15 protein-coding genes and 1 pseudogene are annotated in these 18,859 nt (G+C 70.9%); 11 read left to right on the top strand and 5 right to left on the bottom strand.

From position 1 onward, the window contains the following. The 3 genes and pseudogenes from SSQG_RS00775 to SSQG_RS00765 all read left to right on the top strand — a co-directional run. Nucleotides 1-626, top strand: a pseudogene (locus SSQG_RS00775) (FAD-dependent oxidoreductase); the annotation flags it as partial. Between the two features lie 52 nt (nucleotides 627-678). Next, complete coding sequence (locus tag SSQG_RS00770; protein WP_003987731.1) at nucleotides 679-1,695, top strand: phytoene/squalene synthase family protein; 1,017 nt, start codon at nucleotides 679-681, stop codon at nucleotides 1,693-1,695. 307 nt (nucleotides 1,696-2,002) lie between these two features. After that, on the top strand, nucleotides 2,003-3,013 hold the full coding sequence (locus SSQG_RS00765; protein WP_003987730.1) for a DUF5914 domain-containing protein: 1,011 nt from the start codon (nucleotides 2,003-2,005) through the stop codon (nucleotides 3,011-3,013). Between the two features lie 70 nt (nucleotides 3,014-3,083). Here SSQG_RS00765 and SSQG_RS00760 read toward each other — a convergent pair whose 3' ends face one another. After that, nucleotides 3,084-4,118 (bottom strand): MerR family transcriptional regulator, encoded by a 1,035-nt coding sequence (locus SSQG_RS00760; protein WP_003987729.1) that lies wholly within the window; start codon nucleotides 4,116-4,118, stop codon nucleotides 3,084-3,086. A 116-nt stretch (nucleotides 4,119-4,234) separates the two neighbouring features. On the opposite strand from SSQG_RS00760, the gene SSQG_RS00755 reads away from it, so the two are divergent. Beyond that, a complete protein-coding gene (locus SSQG_RS00755; protein WP_003987728.1) occupies nucleotides 4,235-4,789 on the top strand; it encodes an RNA polymerase sigma factor in 555 nt (184 codons plus the stop codon). A gap of 103 nt (nucleotides 4,790-4,892) precedes the next feature. Continuing rightward, complete coding sequence (locus tag SSQG_RS00750; RefSeq protein ID WP_003987727.1) at nucleotides 4,893-5,546, top strand: hypothetical protein; 654 nt, start codon at nucleotides 4,893-4,895, stop codon at nucleotides 5,544-5,546. On the opposite strand, the gene SSQG_RS00745 is transcribed toward SSQG_RS00750, so the two are convergent. Together SSQG_RS00745 and SSQG_RS00740 are read right to left on the bottom strand one after the other, a co-directional pair. Continuing rightward, on the bottom strand, nucleotides 5,540-5,737 hold the full coding sequence (locus tag SSQG_RS00745; RefSeq protein WP_003987726.1) for a hypothetical protein: 198 nt from the start codon (nucleotides 5,735-5,737) through the stop codon (nucleotides 5,540-5,542). The two genes, SSQG_RS00750 and SSQG_RS00745, sit on opposite strands and share 7 nt — an antisense overlap. 6 nt (nucleotides 5,738-5,743) lie before the next feature. Then, complete coding sequence (locus tag SSQG_RS00740; protein WP_052310214.1) at nucleotides 5,744-7,660, bottom strand: SpoIIE family protein phosphatase; 1,917 nt, start codon at nucleotides 7,658-7,660, stop codon at nucleotides 5,744-5,746. A 301-nt stretch (nucleotides 7,661-7,961) separates the two neighbouring features. Between SSQG_RS00740 and SSQG_RS00735 the strand changes: the two genes are divergently transcribed. Next, on the top strand, nucleotides 7,962-12,128 hold the full coding sequence (locus SSQG_RS00735) for a HAMP domain-containing protein (protein WP_244298998.1): 4,167 nt from the start codon (nucleotides 7,962-7,964) through the stop codon (nucleotides 12,126-12,128). Then, nucleotides 12,128-12,715 carry a response regulator gene (locus tag SSQG_RS00730; protein WP_039931711.1) on the top strand — a complete coding sequence of 196 codons (588 nt, stop codon included), beginning with the start codon at nucleotides 12,128-12,130 and terminating at the stop codon, nucleotides 12,713-12,715. Before SSQG_RS00735 ends, SSQG_RS00730 begins: the two co-directional genes overlap by 1 nt. Nucleotides 12,716-12,727: 12 nt before the next feature. On the opposite strand, the gene SSQG_RS00725 is transcribed toward SSQG_RS00730, so the two are convergent. Further along, nucleotides 12,728-13,282 carry a GNAT family N-acetyltransferase gene (locus tag SSQG_RS00725; protein ID WP_003987722.1) on the bottom strand — a complete coding sequence of 185 codons (555 nt, stop codon included), beginning with the start codon at nucleotides 13,280-13,282 and terminating at the stop codon, nucleotides 12,728-12,730. 215 nt (nucleotides 13,283-13,497) lie between these two features. Between SSQG_RS00725 and SSQG_RS00720 the strand changes: the two genes are divergently transcribed. The 3 genes from SSQG_RS00720 to SSQG_RS00710 are packed head-to-tail and all read left to right on the top strand — an operon-like array spanning nucleotide 13,498 to nucleotide 16,738. Further along, nucleotides 13,498-15,561: a discoidin domain-containing protein gene (locus SSQG_RS00720; protein WP_039931710.1), complete on the top strand. Its 2,064-nt coding sequence runs from the start codon at nucleotides 13,498-13,500 to the stop codon at nucleotides 15,559-15,561. A 19-nt stretch (nucleotides 15,562-15,580) separates the two neighbouring features. Further along, complete coding sequence (locus SSQG_RS00715) at nucleotides 15,581-16,177, top strand: TetR/AcrR family transcriptional regulator (RefSeq protein ID WP_003987720.1); 597 nt, start codon at nucleotides 15,581-15,583, stop codon at nucleotides 16,175-16,177. A gap of 39 nt (nucleotides 16,178-16,216) precedes the next feature. After that, complete coding sequence (locus SSQG_RS00710) at nucleotides 16,217-16,738, top strand: hypothetical protein (RefSeq protein WP_003987719.1); 522 nt, start codon at nucleotides 16,217-16,219, stop codon at nucleotides 16,736-16,738. Between the two features lie 370 nt (nucleotides 16,739-17,108). Here SSQG_RS00710 and SSQG_RS00700 read toward each other — a convergent pair whose 3' ends face one another. Continuing rightward, the gene (locus tag SSQG_RS00700; protein ID WP_003987717.1) at nucleotides 17,109-17,774 is read right to left on the bottom strand and encodes a hypothetical protein; all 666 of its coding nucleotides are present in this window, start codon (nucleotides 17,772-17,774) and stop codon (nucleotides 17,109-17,111) included. Nucleotides 17,775-18,214: 440 nt separating this feature from the next. On the opposite strand from SSQG_RS00700, the gene SSQG_RS00695 reads away from it, so the two are divergent. Further along, on the top strand, nucleotides 18,215-18,778 hold the full coding sequence (locus SSQG_RS00695; RefSeq protein WP_039931708.1) for a snapalysin family zinc-dependent metalloprotease: 564 nt from the start codon (nucleotides 18,215-18,217) through the stop codon (nucleotides 18,776-18,778). Nucleotides 18,779-18,859 lie beyond the last annotated feature (81 nt).

Below are 18,859 nucleotides of genomic sequence, written 5' to 3'. Positions count from 1 at the left end.
CGTCGGCAGTGATCCTGCACGCCGGCTGCGACCGCACCTGGCCGCGGCTCGCCCACCACACCCTGTCCTTCGGCCGCGCCTGGCGGAGCACCTTCGACGAACTGACCCGCGCCGGCCGGCTGATGAGCGACCCGTCCCTGCTGATCACCCGTCCGACCGCCACCGACCCCGCTCTCGCCCCGCCGGGCCGTCACCTGCACTACGTCCTCGCACCCTGCCCCCACACCGGCATCGGCCCCGGCCCCGCCGACTGGCACGACCTCGGACCCCGCTACCGCGACGCGCTGCTGCGGGAGCTGGAGCGCCGGGGACTCGACGGCATCGCCTCGTCGATCGAGGAGGAGTGCCTGGTCACGCCGGCCGACTGGACCGCGCAGGGGCATGCCGCGGGCACGCCGTTCTCCGCGGCGCACACCTTCGCCCAGACGGGCCCCTTCCGTCCCCGCAACCTGGTGCGCGGCACCGCCAACGCCGTTCTCGCCGGTTGCGGTACCACGCCCGGGGTGGGCGTCCCGCCGGTCCTGCTGTCGGGAAAGCTGGCCGCCGCCCGCATCACCGGCGGCAGCCGCACCTCCGTCTCCCGCCCGTGCGGGGCCCGGCCCCGGCCGGAAGAAGCCCCGGCGTGATCGCCCGCGGAGCGGAGGCGCCTCCGCCCGTCCACCCCGAAGGAGCCCGTCCATGACCATGCGGGAACTCGACGCCGCGGGCATCACCGACCCGGCCTTGCGCGCCGCCTACACCCGCTGCCGTGAGCTGAACGCCCGGCACGGCCGCACCTACTTCCTCGCCACCCGTCTGCTCACCCCCGACCGTCGTCCGGCCGTGCACGCCCTGTACGGCTTCGCCCGCTGGGCCGACGACATCGTCGACTCCCTCGACGGCGACGCCGGCCCGGAGGAACGCGCCCGGGCCCTGGACCGGCTCGCGGACGACCTCGCCCGCGGCCTGGCCCGCGGCACCGGCGGCGAACCGGTGGTGCGGGCCCTCGCCGACACGGCACACCGCCACGCCATCGAACACCGGCACTTCACCGACTTCCTCGCCTCCATGCGCAGCGACCTGACGGTCACCTCGTACGCCACCTACGACGACCTGCGCGGCTACATGCACGGCTCCGCGGCGGTGATCGGCCTGCAGATGCTGCCCGTGCTCGGCACCGTGACACCTCGTCAGGAAGCCGCACCCCACGCGGCCGAGCTCGGCATCGCCTTCCAGCTCACCAACTTCCTGCGGGACGTGGGGGAGGACCTCGACCGTGGCCGGGTCTACCTGCCACAGGACCTGCTGGACTGCCACGGCGCCCACCGTGAGCTGCTCTGCCACGGCCGGGACACCGGCCGCACCGACCGGCGGGTCACCGCGGCGCTGCGGGAGTTCGAGTCGCTCACCCGTGCCGCCTACCGGCGCGCCGCGCCCGGCATCGCGATGCTCGCGCCGGACTCCCGGCCCTGCATCCGCACCGCGTTCGTCCTGTACGGCGGCATCCTGGACGCCGTGGCCGCCACCGGGTACGCCGTGCTGCACCGCCGTGCCGTGGTGCCGCGACGACGCCGTGCCGTGGTCGCGGCGGACGGCCTGCTGCGCGTGGCGGCGGCCCGCCTCACATCCGCCGGGCCGCCCCCACCGGCCGCACCGCCGACTCCCGGCACCCTCTCCCTCACCCGGCCGCACGTTCGTCCCGAGGAGGTGGCGTGACGACGTCCGTCCGCCCGCCGGGGACCGAGTGCAGACCGCGTGCCTCGCGGCCCCGGAGACCGCGTGCATCCCGCCCGTCGGTGTCCCTGGGGTGCCGTGTGAAGACCGTGCCCTGCGCGTGCCCGGAGAGCGCGTGCATCCCATCCGTCGGTGTCCCTGGGGTGCCGTGTGAAGACCGTGCCTCGCGCGTGCCGGGAGACCGCGTGCGTCCCGATCGCCCGTGTCCTGGGGGTGCGCGTGAAGACCGACCGCCCCCGTCCCGAGGAGACCGCGTGAACCCCGTCCGTCCGCACGCCGAGGAGGACACATGAGCCCCGCACGGCCCTGGGGCCCGAGGCGTCTGCCGCTGAGCCTGCGTCGCACCCCGCTCGCCTGGGACCGGCAACGTCCCACCTGGCGCGAAGCCCGCCCCGCTCTGATCGCCGGCGCCCTCAAGCGGGCCCAGGCCCGTCCCACCGGTAACTGGTACGTCGTCGGGGCTTCACGCGACCTGCGCCCCGACCGGCCGCTGGCCCGTGCCGTCGCCGGGCGCGAGGTCGTGCTGTGGCGGAACGCCGACGGCGATCTCGTGGCCGGACCCGGCAGCTGCCCGCATCTGGGCGCCCCGCTGCGCGACAGCCCGGTCCGCTGCGGCACTCTGGTCTGCCACTGGCACGGAATGGCCCTGGACGGAAGGCCGTTCGCCGGCTGGGAGCCCTGGCCGGCCCACGACGACGGCCTACTGCTCTGGGTACGGCTGGACGAGGCCGGAGGTGAGCCGGCCACCAGCCGCCCGGCCGTGCCCGAACGCCCGGCAGCGGACCAGGCGCTGACCGCCCTGTACACCGGCATGGGCGTCTGCGAGCCGGACGACGTCGTCGCCAACCGCCTCGACCCCTGGCACGGTGCCTGGTTCCACCCCTACTCCTTCGTCGATCTCACTGTGGTCCGGACTCCCGGCCGGGCCGACGAGGAGGACTCCTTCACGGTCGACGTGTCCTTCAAGGTCGCCGGACGGCTGGTCGTCCCGGTGCGGGCCGTGTTCACGGCGCCGGGACCTCGCACGGTGCTGATGCGCATCACAGAGGGAGAGGGGGAAGGGTCGGTCGTGGAGACGCATGCCACGCCGCTCGGCCCGGACCTGCTGGGACGGCCGCGCACCGCGGTCGTGGAGGCCGTCGTCGCCACGTCGGACCGGCCGGGCTTCGCCGTGGCCCGCCGGGCTTCCCCGCTGCTGCGCCCGTTGATGCGAGCCGCCGCGGGCCGCCTGTGGCGTGACGACCTGGCGTACGCGGAGCGCCGCTGGGCCCTGCGCTCCTCTGGGCGCCTTCCCGGGTGAACCGAGCCCCGGAAGCCCCCGACCCGGGTACGCCGGACGAGGGGTACGCCGCTCGATGCCGCCGCTCGTTTCAGCCCGTGTGCGTGTGCCCGACCCCGCCCTCGTCCCCGTAGAGCCCGCTCAGCGTTTCCACGGCGTCCCGCAGACCGGAGCAGTGCGGGAAGCCGGCACCCGCCCGGCGGTCCCAGCCGGGCCCGGCGGGAAGCACGACGGGCCGGCGGCGCGCGCCCGACGGCCCCCACTCCAGTCCCGCGACATGCCGGGCCAGCGGGGTCGAGGCCGTGGAACGGGTCTGGGACCACAGCACGGCCGCGACCGGCCCGGTGCGCCGTACGCACGCCAGCAGTGCCTCCGCCGGTACCGCCGCTCCCAGCGTCCGGGTCGGCACGCCGCGCGCCCCCAGCGCGGCGGTCAGCGCCTCCAGGGGGAGGGTGTGCTGTTCACCGGGCGTACAGGCCAGCACCACCGGCGGAGCGCCGGCGGGCGGGGCCGTACGCGGCAACAGCAGGGGCACACTGCGCAGCGTGCTGGAGATGTGCCACGACAACAGGTGCTCGACTTCGACGTAACGGTCGCCGGACGACTCCCACTTGCGGCCCACGGCACGCAGCGTGGGCACCATCAGCTCCTCCCACGTCCTTACCAGCCCGTACCGTCCGACGGCCTCCACCAGCCGTTGTTCCAGCTCCGGGGCGTCCAGCCGCACGGCGGCACGGGCCAGGCCCCGGCACTCCTGCCGTACGTCGCCGAGCGGAAGCCCGCTGCCCGCGCCCCCCGGCCGGTACGCGGCCGCCGACGCGGCCCCGGATGCCGCGGCCGGGGTCGCGGGACCGGCCGTGCCGAAGCGCAGCCGGGCCACTCGGGCCGCCTCGGCCGGCGGCGCACCCGTCGCCGTCAGACGGCACATCTCCTCCGCCATCGCGATGTCCCGGGGACCCCAGCGGCGGTGCCGGCCCTGGGAGCGCACCGCCGGGCCGAGTCCGTAGCGACGGTCCCAGGAGCGCAGGGTGGTCGGGGAGACGCCCAGACGACGGGCGAGGGCCCCGGTCGTCAGTCCCACCACCGCGGACGTGTCGTCGCCGGACTCGGCGGGCTCGGCGGACATGGCCCATCCCTCCGTGAAGCTCGTAAGATCGATGCACAACCGATGCGAGTTGAGAGCATCATCCCTCGGACCGCAGCCTGGAACAAGACCGGAGGCATTCGCCGAGGAGACTCACCATGAACCGGCCCTCAGCCGCCGCACTCACCGTCGTCGACCCGCCGCACGACGACTGGGCGACGCTCCACCACCAGTGGTCCGGGCTCGTCCACGGACTCGCCAGGCAGGCACTGGGGGATCCGCGCGAGGCGGAGGACGTGACCCAGCAGGTGTTCATGGCGGCCTGGCGGGGACGCCACGGCTACGCCTCCGAGCGGGGGTCTTTCCCCGCCTGGCTGGTCGGCATCACCCGGCGCAAGGTGGCGGACGCCCTGGCCGCCCGTACCCGTCGCGCCGAGCTGGCCACGCTGGCGACCGGCCTCCTCCCGCCGCCGGCGCAGAGTTCCTACGACGAACCGGAGACGGCACTCGACCGCGTCGTCGTCACGGGCGCCCTGGCGCGGCTCACCGAGCCCCAGCGCCGGGTGCTGCGGCTGGCGTTCTACCAGGACCTTACCCAGACCCAGATCGCCGGCGTGACGGGATGGCCGCTGGGCACGGTGAAGAGCCACACCCGGCGCGGACTGGACCGACTGCGCCGATGCCTGGAAGAGGAAGGCCTGTCAGCCGCGTGACGCGGACAGCGGCCCAGTCGATGCACTGTCGATGCGCATCGGGGGCGCGGGTCGGTCAGGAATCGAGAAGCCCGTCCACCGAGCAGCTCCTAGCGTGGTGGTCATGGAAACCACCGCATCCGCAGCGTCGATCGCATCCGTCATTCTCGAGGTGGCGGACCCCGAGTCCGCCCACCGCTTCTACACCGCCTTCGGAGTGGAAGGGTTCGTTCGCCTGCGGGCCTCCGAGGCACCTTCCACAGGATTCCGAGGCTTCACACTGGCGCTCACGGTGGCCGGTCCGGCCACCGTCGACCACTTCGTCGGCGCCGCGGTGGAGGCGGGCGCCACGGTGCTCAAGCCCGCCGCGAAGTCGCTCTGGGGTTACGGCGGCGTCGTCCAGGCCCCGGACGGGACGATCTGGAAGGTCGCGACCTCGGCGAAGAAGGACACCGGCCCTGCCACCCGCCGGATCGACGACGTCGTCCTCCTGCTCGGCGTCGAGGACGTGAAGGCGAGCAAGGAGTTCTACGTCGGCCGGGGCCTGACCGTGGCGAGGAGTTTCGGCGGCAAGTACGCCGAGTTCGCCCCCGGTGGGTCCGGCGCGGTCAAGCTGGCGTTGTACAAGCGCCGCGGCCTGGCCAAGGACCTCGGCGTCCCCTCCGACGGCACCGGTTCGCACCGGATCGTCGTCGGCGGCACCACCGGCGCCTTCACCGACCCGGACGGATACGCCTGGGAGACCGAGGCGTCGGCCACCACCTGGACCGGTCAGTAGAACACGACGGTGTTCACCCGGTTGACCAGCTCCTGTCCGTCGAGGAGCCGGGTGGCGTTGGCGGCGAACAGTTCGGCGATGAGGCGGCCCTCCGCCGCGTCGAGCGCGGCGGTGTGCGGACTCACCAGCACAGGGTCGTGGTCCCAGAGCGCGCTGTCGCCGGGCAGGGGCTGCCGGTTGCCGGTTCGCACGACGCGTCAACCGGTCCGGCCGCCTCGAAGCCCACCGCCCCGAAGCCCACCGCCCCGGAGCTCGCCGTCCCGAAGGCCGCCGTCCTGGAGAGCCGTCGCCACCGCTCCCGCGGTCCTGAGCACCGGCACCGCCTCCAGGACGAGGATGGCGAGGTCGTCGTCGATCGGCTCGGTGCTGAAGTCGTGAGCGGTGCGCCGGATCCGTTCCGCCACGGCCTTCGCGCCGAGTCCCATGCAGCCGTGCAGGACCTCCGCCAGACCGTCGTCGTCGTCCAGCTGCCGTGTGCCGTTGCGGCGCTCGGTCACACCGTCGGTCACGCACAGCAGCGTCTCACCGGGCGCCAGGGTGAAGGAGTCGGCGTGGAACTCCGCGTGCTCTTCGACGCCGAGCAGCATCTGCGGGTTCGCGGCCGGCGTCACGGAACCGTCCGTCGCCAGCCGCAACGGCGGCGGGTGCCCGGCGCTGGCGATCGTGCACCGGGTGCCGCCCGCGATCGAGTCGGGCTCCAACTCTCCGTACAGGAGGCTCAGAAAGCGGGAACCCTCCTGTTCACCGCGCAGGGCCATGGCCTCGGCGGACTCCTCCGCCATGGCGTGGTTCAGCCGGTTGAGCAGGGACTCGACGCCGTGGCCCTCGCGTGCCAGCAGCCGTACCAGGTGCCGGGCCATGCCGGTGACGGACATCGCCTCCACATCGTGGCCGGACACGTCGCCGAGCAGGAAACACCACCGGCGGTCGTTCACCGGGAACAGGTCGTAGAAGTCCCCGCCGACGGTCTGACCCTCGCCCCAGGGCTCGTAGACGATCGCCGTGTCGACACCCGGAATGGCGGCGAGGGAGGTGGGGAGCTGCCTGCGCTGGAGGGTCCGGCTGATGCTCGCCTGCCGCGTGTAGTGGCGGGCCGTGACCACGGCCTGGGCCATGCGCCGGGCCACGTCCTCGAGGAGCCGCACGACGATGTCGGTCAGCTCCGGCAGTCCCGCCTGGCCGATCAGGAGCGTGCCGTGGTACCGGCCGCCCGCGACCAGCGGGAACGCCAGCGCCGAACCGCCCCTGTTCTCGTCGCCCCCGGACCTGGGCCAGGGCCACGGGACACCGGTCGTGCTCAGCGCCGCGGTGGGACGGTCTATCTCCAGGGCGAGGCGGAGTGGACCGATGCGCCTTTCGTCCACGTGCCAGACACGGGAGAGCCGCAGCCCGGCATTGTCCGTGGTCAGCCATACGCCGCACCAGTCGGCGAGTCTCGGGACCAGGAGCTGTCCGGCGAGCGCGGCGACCATGTCCTCGTCCAACTGTCCGGCGAGGAGCTCTCCGGCCTCGGCGAGGAACCACTGTCCCTCGCGCTCGGCCCACTCGCCTCTGCGGCCCGGGCGCTCGCGCGGCGGGGCGGGGCCGGCGGGGCCGGGGCCGGCGGCAGGCCGCCCACGGGAGAAGGCCTCGGCGAGGGGGCCGGTGACGCTCCGCTCCGTGGCGGCGGGCGGGGCCACCAGCGCGCACTCCAGACGGAACCACGTGGCCTTCCCGGTGTGCCGGTAGGTCACACCCCAGGACTCGGCCAGGGCCCGCATCAGATGCCGGGCATAGCCGCGGACGTGGCTCTGTGCGCGCCTGCGGTCATCGGGGCAGCCGGAGGAGCTCTGCTCCACCACCTCGACCACGACGTCCACCCACCCGGCCGCGGCCGGTTCGGAATCGGCCGCCGGGACAGGATCGGCCTCGAGGCGGCAGGCCACCTCGACCTCGGACCCGGTGTGCGCGACGGCGCTGGTGACCAGCTCGCTGACGAGCAGCACGGCGTCATCGACGGACCGGGCACTGATCGTCGGCGCCCCGGGGAACTGCGGTGCGGTCCGCTCGGCGAGCACGGCACGCAGGAACTTGCGTGTCGCCGCGGGGGCGAGCTCGTTGGCAGGCACACGCATCCGTGCCGCTGCCGAACGCGGCCCGAAAAGTGACCCCACTCGTGGCCCCACCGGTGCTCCCTGCCCAGGTGGCTATGGACGCATACAGGACGAATGTAGCCTAAAGGGGAAGCACCGGTAATTTTACCCGAAGAAATGTGCTGCCATGGACTCTGCCACTCACCGTGAACTCGCTTCTCCCGAGCCAGGATTCACGGAGCGGGAGACCGCTGAATCCAGGCCCGAGACCACAGGGCCGCCCTCGTCTGCCTCCGACGGCGAGTGGGTGCGAGTGGCCGAACTGCGTCCACTCCTCGCGGCCATGACATCCCTCTGTGACGGTGACTTCACCGTACGGATAGGAGATCTGCCCGGCGGGGTCCCCGCCGAGATTGCGGGGGTGTTCAACCAGATCACCGCGCGGAACGCGCACTTGGCTTCGGAGCTCGACCGCGTGCGCCGGGAGGTGGTCCGCCAGGGACGGCTCGACGAGCGGCTCGCGGCGAGCCCCGGCCAGGGGGAGTGGACGACGAGTGTGGACGCGGCCAACATGCTGCTGGAGTCGCTGTCCGTCCCCATCGTGAACGCCACCCGCGTACTGGACGCGGTCGCTGACGGCGACCTGACACAGCGCGCCGAACTGCACGACGGCCGGCGCCGGCTCCGCGGCGATCTACGGCGCCTGGGGTGCGGGGTGAACCGCATGGTGGAGCAGCTGTCGCTGTTCACCGGCGAGCTGACGCGGGTCTCCCGTGAGGTCGGCACCGAGGGCCGCCTCGGCGGGCGGGCCACGGTGCAGGGGCTGGACGGCGACTGGCGCTACGTGACCGAGGCCGTCAACACGATGGCCTCCCGGCTCACGGCGCAGGTGCGCGACATCGCGGTGGTGACCACGGCGGTCGCGCGCGGCGACCTGACCCAGCAGGTCACGGTCGAGGCGACCGGCGAGCTGCTGGAGCTGAAGCTCACCGTGAACACGATGGTCGACCAGCTGCGCGCGTTCGCCGACGAGGTCACCCGGGTGTCCCGCGAGGTCGGCACCGAAGGGCAGCTGGGCGGCCGGGCACAGGTGCCGGGCGTCTCGGGGGTGTGGAAGGACCTCACCGACAACGTCAACTTCATGGCGTCGAATCTGACCTCCCAGGTCCGCAACATCGCCCAGGTGACCACGGCGGTCGCCACCGGCGATCTGAGTCAGAAGATCACGGTCGACGCCCGTGGCGAGATCCTGCAGCTCAAGAGCACCGTGAACACGATGGTCGACCAGCTGTCGGCGTTCGCGGGCGAGGTCACCCGCGTCGCCCGTGAGGTCGGCACGGAGGGCCGGCTCGGTGGCCGGGCGCAGGTCCGCGGGGTCTCGGGGGTGTGGAAGGACCTCACCGAGAACGTCAACTTCATGGCGGACAACCTCACCTCGCAGGTCCGCAACATCGCCCAGGTCGCCACGGCCGTCGCCCAGGGCGACCTCGGCAAGACGATCACCGTGGAGGCCAAGGGCGAGATCCTGGAGCTGAAGTCGACGATCAACACGATGGTCGACCAGCTGTCGGCGTTCGCCGACGAGGTCACCCGCGTCGCGCGCGAGGTCGGCACCGAGGGCAACCTGGGCGGGCAGGCGCAGGTCCGCGGGGTCTCGGGGGTGTGGAAGGAACTGACGGACAACGTCAACTTCATGGCGTCGAACCTGACGTCGCAGGTCCGCAACATCGCCCAGGTGACCACGTCGGTCGCCAACGGCGACCTGTCGAAGAAGATCACGGTCGATGCGCGCGGGGAGATCCTCCAGCTGAAGGAGACCGTGAACACGATGGTCGACCAGCTGCGGGCGTTCGCCGACGAGGTCACCCGGGTCGCGCGCGAGGTCGGCACGGAGGGCCGGCTGGGCGGCCGGGCGCAGGTCCGCGGGGCGTCCGGGGTGTGGATGGACCTCACGGACAACGTCAACTTCATGGCCTACAACCTCACCTCGCAGGTCCGCAACATCGCCCAGGTCGCCACGGCCGTCGCCCAGGGCGACCTGTCGAAGAAGATCGACGTCGACGCGCGCGGGGAGATCCTGGAGCTGAAGACCACCATCAACACGATGGTCGACACGCTCTCCTCGTTCTCGTCCGAGGTCACCCGCGTCGCACGGGAGGTCGGCAGTGAGGGTCAGCTGGGCGGCCAGGCCCGGGTCGAGGGCGTCTACGGAACGTGGAAGCGGCTGACCACCAACGTCAACGAGCTGGCCCTGAACCTCACCACCCAGGTCCGGGCGATCGCGGAGGTCGCCAGTGCGGTCACCCAGGGTGACATGTCGCGCGCCATCACGGTGGAGGCACAGGGTGAGGTCGCCGAACTGAAGAACAACATCAACCTCATGGTCTCCAACCTCCGCGAGACCACCCGCGCCAAGGACTGGCTGGAGTCGAACCTGACCCGCATGGCCGGGCTCATGCAGGGCCACCGCGACCTGGTGGAGGTCGCCGACCTGATTCTGCGCGAGCTGACTCCGCTGGTGAACGCACAGTTCGGTGCGTTCTTCCTGTCAGAAGCGGGGGCGCCGGCCGGCGAGGGCCTTGAGTTCATCGCCGGCTACGGCACCGACCAGGCCGGCGGGGGCGGCCCGCTCCCCGGCAGCGGCACCCCGGGCCGTGGACTGATCGCACAGGCCGCGCAGGAGAAGAAGCGCATTCTCATCACGGACGCCCCGGCCGACTACATCACGATCAACTCGGGGCTCGGCACGGCCCGCCCGGCCAGCATCGTCATCCTGCCCATCCTCTTCGAGGACCTGGTGCTCGGAGTGATCGAGCTGGCCTCACTCAGCAAGTTCAGCGATGTGCACCTGGCCTTCATCGACCAGTTCGTCAACACGATCGGCGTCTCGATCAACACGATCATCGCCAACTCGCGTACTGAGTCGCTGTTGTCGGAGTCCCAGCGGCTGACGTCCGAGCTGCGTGAACGCTCGGACGAGCTCCAGAGCTCCAACGCGGAGCTCGAGGAGAAGGCCGCGCTGCTCGCGACCGCGTCGCAGTACAAGTCGGAGTTCCTCGCGAACATGTCGCACGAGCTGCGTACGCCGCTCAACTCCCTGCTGATCCTGGCCCGGCTGCTCGCCGACAACCCCGACGGTCACCTCACGGACCAGGAAGTGCAGTTCGCGACCACCATCCACCGCTCGGGGTCGGACCTGCTTCAGCTGATCAGTGACATCCTCGACCTGTCGAAGATCGAGGCAGGACGGATGGACGTGCGTCCGAAGACGCTCCCGCTGATCAAGCTGCTCGACTACGTTCATGCGACCTTCCGGCCGCTCACCATCGATCGAGGTCTGGGCTTCGAGATCGCGGTCGAGAAGGACGTACCGGCCGAGCTGTACTCCGACGAGCAGCGCCTCCAGCAGGTGCTGCGCAACCTGCTGTCCAACGCGGTGAAGTTCACGCACGACGGCAGTGTGGAGCTGCGCGTCAACCGGGTGGCGGGGATGCAGTTCGCCGAGGAGACGCTGAGGAACGCGGACCACGTCATCGCGTTCTCCGTGAGGGACACCGGGATCGGCATCGCCCCCGAGAAGCTTCCGATGATCTTCGAAGCGTTCCAGCAGTCCGAGGGCACCACCAACCGCAAGTACGGTGGTACCGGCCTCGGCCTGTCCATCAGCCGAGAGATCGCCGGGATGCTCGGTGGCAAGATCGTCGCCGAGAGCGAGCCGGGTGTGGGGTCCCGCTTCACCCTCTACATTCCCGCGTTCCACCCCGGCGCCACCGCCGTGCAGGGCCCGGCGGACCTGCGCACCGCCGGCACCGCGCCCCCGCTTCCCGCGCAGAACCGGGCATCGACGGCTTCCGTCGCGGAGGAGGCGCCGGAACAAGTGCTGGACCTGGCGGGGAACTTCAGCGTCGACGTCCCGGTTCCGGACCACCCGGTGGACGACCAGGCGGGCACGCAGTCACCGCCGAACGGCGAAGGCCACGAGGACACCTGGCCGGAGACGACGCGGCTCAAGGAATGGCTCAGCGGGCGCGCCGGTCGCGTCCTGGCGGGGAGCCGCCTCCTCATCGTCGACGACGACATCCGCAACGTCTTCGCTCTCACCCATGCGCTGGGCCGCGTCGGCATCACCGTGAGGTACGCGGAGAACGGACGGGAGGGCCTCGAGGTCCTGGAGCGGTCCCCTGATGTGTCCCTGGTCCTGATGGACATCATGATGCCGGAGATGGACGGCTACGAGACCATCCGTACCATCCGGAACACTCCTCGTCTCGCACACCTGCCGATCATCGCGCTCACCGCCAAGGCGATGCCCGGAGACCGCGACAAGGCGATCGACAGCGGCGCAAACGACTACGTGCCCAAGCCGGTGAACATCGACCGCCTGCTGACGGCCATCTGCGATCTGCTCGACCCGCAGCACGACTGTCCGGAACCGGAGCAGGAGCGCGTCGCCGCCGATGAAACGCCGGACGCGGACGCCGGTGCCGGCGAACCGCCGAGGGACGCGTGATGAGCCTCAACCTGGCCAATCCGTCCAGCATCCTCATCGTCGACGACATGGAGGAGAACCTCATCGCGTTCGAGGCCGTACTCGGCCCGCTGCACCAGAACCTGGTCCGCGCGCGCTCGGGGGAGCAGGCACTGAAGGCGATGCTGCGCCAGGAGTTCGCGGTCGTCCTCCTGGATGTCCGGATGCCCGGCATGGACGGCTTCGAGACGGCCACCAACATCAAACGTCTCGACCAGACCAAGGACGTGCCCATCATCTTGGTGACCGGGACCGAGGGGGGCGCGGACTACGCCTACCGGGGGTACGCGATCGGCGCCGCCGACTTCATCGCCAAGCCCGTCGACCCGTGGGTGCTGCGCACCAAGGTCAACGTCTTTCTCGATCTGTACCGCAAGAACCGCCAGTTGGCGATGCGCTCGACCGAGGGCGACGCGGACCGGCTCGCGGAGATCACCGAGCGGCTCGCCCAGATCGAGCAACTGCTGCGCACCAGGCCGGAAACCGACACGGCGGTCCTCCTCGACCGCATCACGGAGGTGAAGCGCGCGGTGGGAGACCTCCTCCCCGGCCGCACCGGCACCGAGTAGAGCGATCGGGTGTCAGTCGCGCCGGCTCGCGTGGTCCTCGCGAGTGATCGCGTAGACCCGCACACGCGCACCGTGCGAGGGCACCTCCGTCTCACGGTCGAGACGCATGCCGAGCTTGCGCATCACGGCCTCCGAGGCGGCGTTGCCGACGTTGCAGATGCTCAGGATCCGTTCCAGGCCGACGATGTCGAAAGCATGCCCGAGAGCGGCGCGGGCGGCCTCCGTGGCGAGGCCGCGGCCCCAGAACCGGCGGGCGAGACGCCAGCCGATCTCCACGGCGGGAAGCACCTCCGGCAGGAAGGCGGGCACAGTGGTGCCCGTCCACCCCGTCAGCTCCCCGGTCTCGCGGAGTTCGACGGCGAACATGCCGTGGCCCCGTTCCTCCCACTCGGCCCGCATCCGGGCCAGTCCCGCCGCCGTCTCGTCGCGTGTGCGCACGGAGCCGTCGCCGATGTACCGCATCACCTCCGAGTCCGCGTACATCTCGGCGAGCGGGTCGAGATCGTCGTCGCGCCAGGGGCGCAACCGCAGGCGGGGGGTGAGGAGTTCGGGCACCCAGCGCATCATCCACCCTCCACGCGTCAGAAGCACACCCGGACTGTGTGTACTGATCTCCCGTCAGTAGGTCATCTGTCCCGGACCCTTGACTCGCTGAGCGGTAGTGGCCATTCTCATCGCAGCTTGGGCGAGGTCATGACAACGTGAGTGTCGCTCCCGGCCCTCGGGGCCGGGGACGGCCGGCGAGTCGACCGCGCCATCCCGCCGACCGAGGGACGTGGGCTGTGACCACTGCCGGACGCCCGTACCGCCGACGCAAGAACATCACGCTGGCGTCGCTCCTCCTGCTCGTGCTCACCATCGCACTCGGCCCGACGCCCAGTTCGGCGGTCGGCACCGACTGGTGGGTCCCCACCGCACGTCCCGCGCCGGACTCCGGGATCAACGTCACGGGCGAGCCCTTCACCGGCACGAGCGCAACCGGCGAGGTGCGCGGCTTCGTCGACGCGCACGACCACATCTTCTCCAACGAGGCCTTCGGCGGGCGCCTGATCTGCGGAAAGCCGTTCTCCGAGCAGGGCGTCGCCGACGCGCTCAAGGACTGTCCCGAGCATTACCCGGACGGCTCCCTCGCCGTCTTCGACTTCATCACCAACGGCGGTGACGGCAAGCACGACCCGGTCGGCTGGCCCACCTTCAAGGACTGGCCGGCCCACGACTCGCTGACCCACCAGCAGAACTACTACGCCTGGGTGGAGCGCGCCTGGCGCGGCGGCCAGCGGGTGCTGGTCAACAACCTCGTCACCAACGGCGTCATCTGCTCCGTGTACTTCTTCAAGAACCGCGGCTGCGACGAGATGACGTCCATCCGGCTCCAGGCCAAGCTGACGTACGACATGCAGTCCTTCGTCGACAAGATGTACGGCGGCCCCGGCAAGGGCTGGTTCCGGATCGTCACCGACAGCGCCCAGGCCCGCAAGGTCATCGAACAGGGCAAGCTGGCGGTCGTCCTCGGCGTGGAGACCTCCGAGCCCTTCGGCTGCAAACAGATCCTCGACATCGCGCAGTGCGGCAAGGCCGACATCGACAAGGGACTGGACGAGCTGTACGCGCTGGGCGTGCGCAGCATGTTCCTGTGCCACAAGTTCGACAACGCGCTGTGCGGTGTCCGCTTCGACTCGGGCACGCTCGGAACGGCCATCAACGTCGGCCAGTTCCTGTCGACCGGCACCTTCTGGAAGACCGAGAAGTGCACGGGCCCCCAGCACGACAATCCCATAGGCAACGCCTCGGCCGCACAGGCCGAGAAGAAGCTCCCCGCGGGCGAGGAGGTCCCCTCCTACAGCGCCGACGCCCAGTGCAACGTCCGAGGGCTCACCGAACTCGGCGAGTACGCCACCCGCGGCATGATGAGACGCGGGATGATGCTGGAGATCGATCACATGAGCGTCAAGGCCGCCGGCCGGGTGCTCGACATCTTCGAGTCCGAGTCCTACCCCGGTGTGCTGTCCTCGCACAGTTGGATGGACATGGACTGGACCGAACGGGTCTACGGCCTCGGCGGCTTCATCGCCCAGTACATGCACGGCTCCGAGGGCTTCGTCTCGGAGGCGAAGCGCACCGAGGCCCTGCGCGACAAGTACGGCGTGGGCTACGGCTACGGCACCGACATGAACGGCGTCGGCGGCTGGCCGGGCCCGCGCGGCGCGGACGCCCCCAACAAGGTCACATACCCCTTCAAGAGCGTCGACGGCGGCTCCGTCATCGACCGGCAGACCACCGGTCAGCGCACCTGGGACCTGAACACCGACGGCGCCGCCCACTACGGCCTCGTCCCGGACTGGATCGAGGACATCCGCCGCGTCGGCGGCCAGGACGTGGTGGACGACCTCTTCCGCGGCGCCGAATCCTACCTCGGCACCTGGGCAGCCTCCGAGAAGCACGAGACCGGGGCCGATCTCGCGAGCGGCGCCGCCACGTCGGCCAGTTCCTCCGAGTGGAGCCTGTTCACCAGCTACGCACCGCACCGCGCTGTCGACGGCGACCGCGGCACCCGCTGGGCGAGCGACTGGAGCGACGACCAGTGGTACAAGCTGGACCTCGGCTCCACCCGGCCCGTCGCGCGGGTCACCCTCGACTGGGAGCGCGCGTACGCGAAGTCGTACCGCATCGAGCTCTCCACCGACGGAGTCGACTGGCGGACCGCATGGTCCACGACAGCGGGCGACGGCGGCCTGGACACCGCGAGATTCGACGCCACACCGGCCAGGTACGTACGCGTCCACGGACTGGAACGCGGCACCGGGTGGGGCTACTCCCTCTACGAGGTCGGCGTCCACAGCGGCTGACACCCACGAGAGGGGATCCATGGCACGGTTGCCGTCCGCCGAGCGGCGGCGACAGCTCACCGAAGCGGCGATCAGGGCGATGGCCCGGGACGGCGTCCCCAGGACGACCACCCGGTCCATCGCCGCCGAAGCGGGCGTCTCGCTGAGCGTGGTCCACTACTGCTTCGACTCCAAGCAGGAGCTGATCGAGTCCGTCATCACCACCATCACGGGGCACTACGTGACCGTGGTGAAGGAGGCCCTACGGCCGAGGGCCACCCTCGAGGAGACCGTCCGGGCCGGCTTCCGGGCGTACTGGGACCACGTCCGCGCCCACCCCGACGAGCACATGCTCACGTACGAACTCACGCAGTACGCGCTGCGCCAGCCCGGCTTCGAACATCTGGCACGACGCCAGTACGAGCTGTACGCCGAGGCGTACGGCGAACTCATCGGCCAACTACGGCAGACCATGGGCCTGCGCCTGGGCGTACCCGCCCCCGTCCTGGCGCGCTACCTGGCCGCCATGACCGACGGCCTCACCCTCAACTACCTCGTGCTCGGCGACGACACCACCTGGACGAGCATCATCGACACGGTCACCGCACACGTCACCGGCCTGGTGTGCGAACCCTGAGGGCGCATGCCCCAGGCCGAAGCGGGGCAGTTCTGAGCCATGGCTACGGATGCCGGCGCTGCCCCCGGAGTACAGGTCTGTTCCCTCAAGGTCGACACCCCTCAGCTGATCGCACCGGGAAACACGTACAAGATCGTCCGGTTCCCCTTCGGTGCGGCGGAGCCGACGGACGGGTTCGGGATGCACCAGGCCGTCCAGCCGGACGGCTACGTGGTGGGCGACTGGGCGACAGACGACCGCAGCGGCCTCATCTGGCCGTCCAAGGCCGGCTGGGGCCACCTGCACGCGCTGATCCAGTGGGAGGCCGCGGGCGGCACCGGAGGCTACACCGAGCTGCGCGATCAGTACGTCCGTGACCCACTGGCCCTGACTCCCCACCCCGACGACACCACGGCGACCGAGCACCGCACGCCCACGCCCGGCGGCCAGTACTACGTCAAGAACCACGGCATCTTCGTCACCCCGGGCACCCCGCTTGCACTGCGCGTCACGCACAACGACGCCAACCCGCGCCTGCTGACCCTCGCCGAGTTCAAGCTCGTCATCCACGACGCCGCGTAGTACCCGGGCCCGTCCTGAACAGGCGGGATCCGCGTCCGACTCGGACTCCGCCGGCGAACGCCGGCACCTCGCGGCCTCGCTGGTCCGCGGCCGAATCGGCGACGACGTCACCGTGCCCACCGACCTCGGCGTGATCGGCCTCGCCATCTGCTACGAGACACAGCGCGGCCGTCGACCCGTGGGGGACCGTCCTGGGCGAGGCCGGCACCGCGGCGGAGACGGTGACGGTGGACGTCGACACGAAGTCGACATGAACGAAGTCGCCAGGATCCGCTCCGAACTGCCTGTCCTGCGCGATCATGTACTCCGCGTGGGGGCCGCTGCCGTCCGGTGACTCGGTGGACGACCGGTCAGTCCAGCGGGCAGGTTGTCATCCGTCGGCGCCTGCGGACCGTGCCCCGGCCTCCTCGGGCGCGGCCGCCGGCTCCGATGCGGGCGCGGTGTAGAAGACGGACCTGCCCTGCTTGCTGCGCTCGGCCTGGCTCTTGGCCACGAGACCCTCGAGCGTGACGCGGACGACCTTGGCGGTGATGTCGCGATCGGGGTGGGTCTCACCGAGCGCAGTCGAGATCTCCGCGGCGGAGCGGGGTTCCTTCTGCTCGGCGAGGTGGCGGCGGATCAGCTCGACCAGGGTGGGCTGGGTGGCCTTCGCCGTCTTGGCCGCGCTCTCCGCCTTGGCCGCGCTCGCCGTCTTCGCCGCGGGCTTCTTGGCCGCCCCCTTGCGCGGCGCGGAGGTGGACTTGCGTGCCTTCTGCTTGCCGCCGGTGGCGGCGTCGGCCTTCTTCCGTCGCGGAGCGGGCACCGCGGCGCTCGGAAGTTCGGCCGCGGGCTCGGCAGGCACCTTCGTGACGCCGAGCGCCTGCTGCATGTTCACCAGCACGGTGTGGTCACGCTGCAAGGTGGCCAACTGCTCCTGCAGGGACGCGATCTCCGCACTGATCCGTTCCTGCTCCTTGACGTTCGCCGCCAGGTCGCCGGTCACCTGAGTGATGTACTGCGATGCCAGTTCAGTGGCGGGAGTCGTTGTCTCGGACATGGTGCTGACCTCTCGTCGGCGGGACCGTGCTGTACGCAAAGTGCCTTGATGCAGAGATGGTACGGACAGTCCGAGCCGGTTGTTCGCGCCGAACCATGTCATGTGCTGGACGTCGGCCGAGAGTTATGGCCCCGTGGGGCCGAACAGGAGCTCAGTGCAGCCGGACCTGGTAGCCGATCCGCACGGCGAGGCTCGGCTCCTGGCACATGAACCACAGGTCGGTGATCTTGCCCGGGGTCGTCGAAGTGCAGCACCCCGATCTCGTCCCACTTCACGCGCTTTCCGGTGGCCGGAGCGCCGGCGAAGGTGCCGGAGTGCAGCGCGGTCATGTGGAACTGGCACCGTCGGGCCAGGATTGACGGATTGGTTTCCGCCTCCGCCGGGCAGTGAGCGAGAGAATGTCATGAGCACGACTGCCTTTCCCCACAAGGAGGTCGATCATGCACGTCCGCATGCTGACCGGTGGCCTGGCCGCCGCCTGTCTGGTGTCCATGTCCCTGACGGGCGCCCAGGCCCTGGCCGCTCCCCACGACACGGCGGGCAGCCCCCTGGCGGCCCATGTCCTCACCTACGACGCCGCAGGCTCCGCGGAGTTCAGGAGCGCGGTGGACCGGGGCGCGGCGATCTGGAACGAGAGTGTCGACACCGTCGAGCTGCGCCCGGCCGCCTCCGGGCAACGCGCGAACATACGGGTTCTGGCGGACAACGGCTGGCCGCGCGCCCTGCCCACCACCCTGGGCAACGGAACCGTGTACATCGGTCGCCAGGCCGTCGATCAGGGCTACAACACGATCCGTATCTCCGCCCATGAACTCGGGCACATCCTCGGCCTGCCGGACCGCAAGCCCGGACCGTGCTCAAGCCTCATGTCCGGTTCCAGCGCGGGCACCGCGTGCACCAACCCGTATCCCAACACCGCGGAGAAGGCCGAGGTCGAGGGGAACTTCGGCGGCCTGCTCGTGGGCCGGGCACCGGCGCCGGGTGCCGGGCTGATCGTGGACTGACCGGTACCGCATCGCACCGCACCCGAGGAAGTGGGCCTGCCCGACGCGCTGTTCGCGCCGGGCGGGCCCAAACCCGTAGTT

The organism is Streptomyces viridochromogenes DSM 40736 (assembly GCF_000158955.1).
Lineage (GTDB): Bacteria > Actinomycetota > Actinomycetes > Streptomycetales > Streptomycetaceae > Streptomyces > Streptomyces venetus.
This window is presented reverse-complemented; position numbering and strand designations above follow the sequence as displayed.

What these genes read in the sequence shown, in the direction of transcription:
- SSQG_RS00770 (WP_003987731.1), top strand. Translation starts at nt 679, where the DNA reads ATGACCATGCGGGAACTCGACGCCGCGGGCATCACCGACCCGGCCTTG.
- SSQG_RS00765 (WP_003987730.1), top strand. Translation starts at nt 2,003, where the DNA reads ATGAGCCCCGCACGGCCCTGGGGCCCGAGGCGTCTGCCGCTGAGCCTG.
- SSQG_RS00760 (WP_003987729.1), bottom strand. Translation starts at nt 4,118, where the DNA reads ATGTCCGCCGAGCCCGCCGAGTCCGGCGACGACACGTCCGCGGTGGTG.
- SSQG_RS00755 (WP_003987728.1), top strand. Translation starts at nt 4,235, where the DNA reads ATGAACCGGCCCTCAGCCGCCGCACTCACCGTCGTCGACCCGCCGCAC.
- SSQG_RS00750 (WP_003987727.1), top strand. Translation starts at nt 4,893, where the DNA reads ATGGAAACCACCGCATCCGCAGCGTCGATCGCATCCGTCATTCTCGAG.
- SSQG_RS00740 (WP_052310214.1), bottom strand. Translation starts at nt 7,660, where the DNA reads ATGCGTGTGCCTGCCAACGAGCTCGCCCCCGCGGCGACACGCAAGTTC.
- SSQG_RS00735 (WP_244298998.1), top strand. Translation starts at nt 7,962, where the DNA reads ATGACATCCCTCTGTGACGGTGACTTCACCGTACGGATAGGAGATCTG.
- SSQG_RS00730 (WP_039931711.1), top strand. Translation starts at nt 12,128, where the DNA reads ATGAGCCTCAACCTGGCCAATCCGTCCAGCATCCTCATCGTCGACGAC.
- SSQG_RS00725 (WP_003987722.1), bottom strand. Translation starts at nt 13,282, where the DNA reads ATGATGCGCTGGGTGCCCGAACTCCTCACCCCCCGCCTGCGGTTGCGC.
- SSQG_RS00715 (WP_003987720.1), top strand. Translation starts at nt 15,581, where the DNA reads ATGGCACGGTTGCCGTCCGCCGAGCGGCGGCGACAGCTCACCGAAGCG.
- SSQG_RS00710 (WP_003987719.1), top strand. Translation starts at nt 16,217, where the DNA reads ATGGCTACGGATGCCGGCGCTGCCCCCGGAGTACAGGTCTGTTCCCTC.
- SSQG_RS00700 (WP_003987717.1), bottom strand. Translation starts at nt 17,774, where the DNA reads ATGTCCGAGACAACGACTCCCGCCACTGAACTGGCATCGCAGTACATC.
- SSQG_RS00695 (WP_039931708.1), top strand. Translation starts at nt 18,215, where the DNA reads ATGCACGTCCGCATGCTGACCGGTGGCCTGGCCGCCGCCTGTCTGGTG.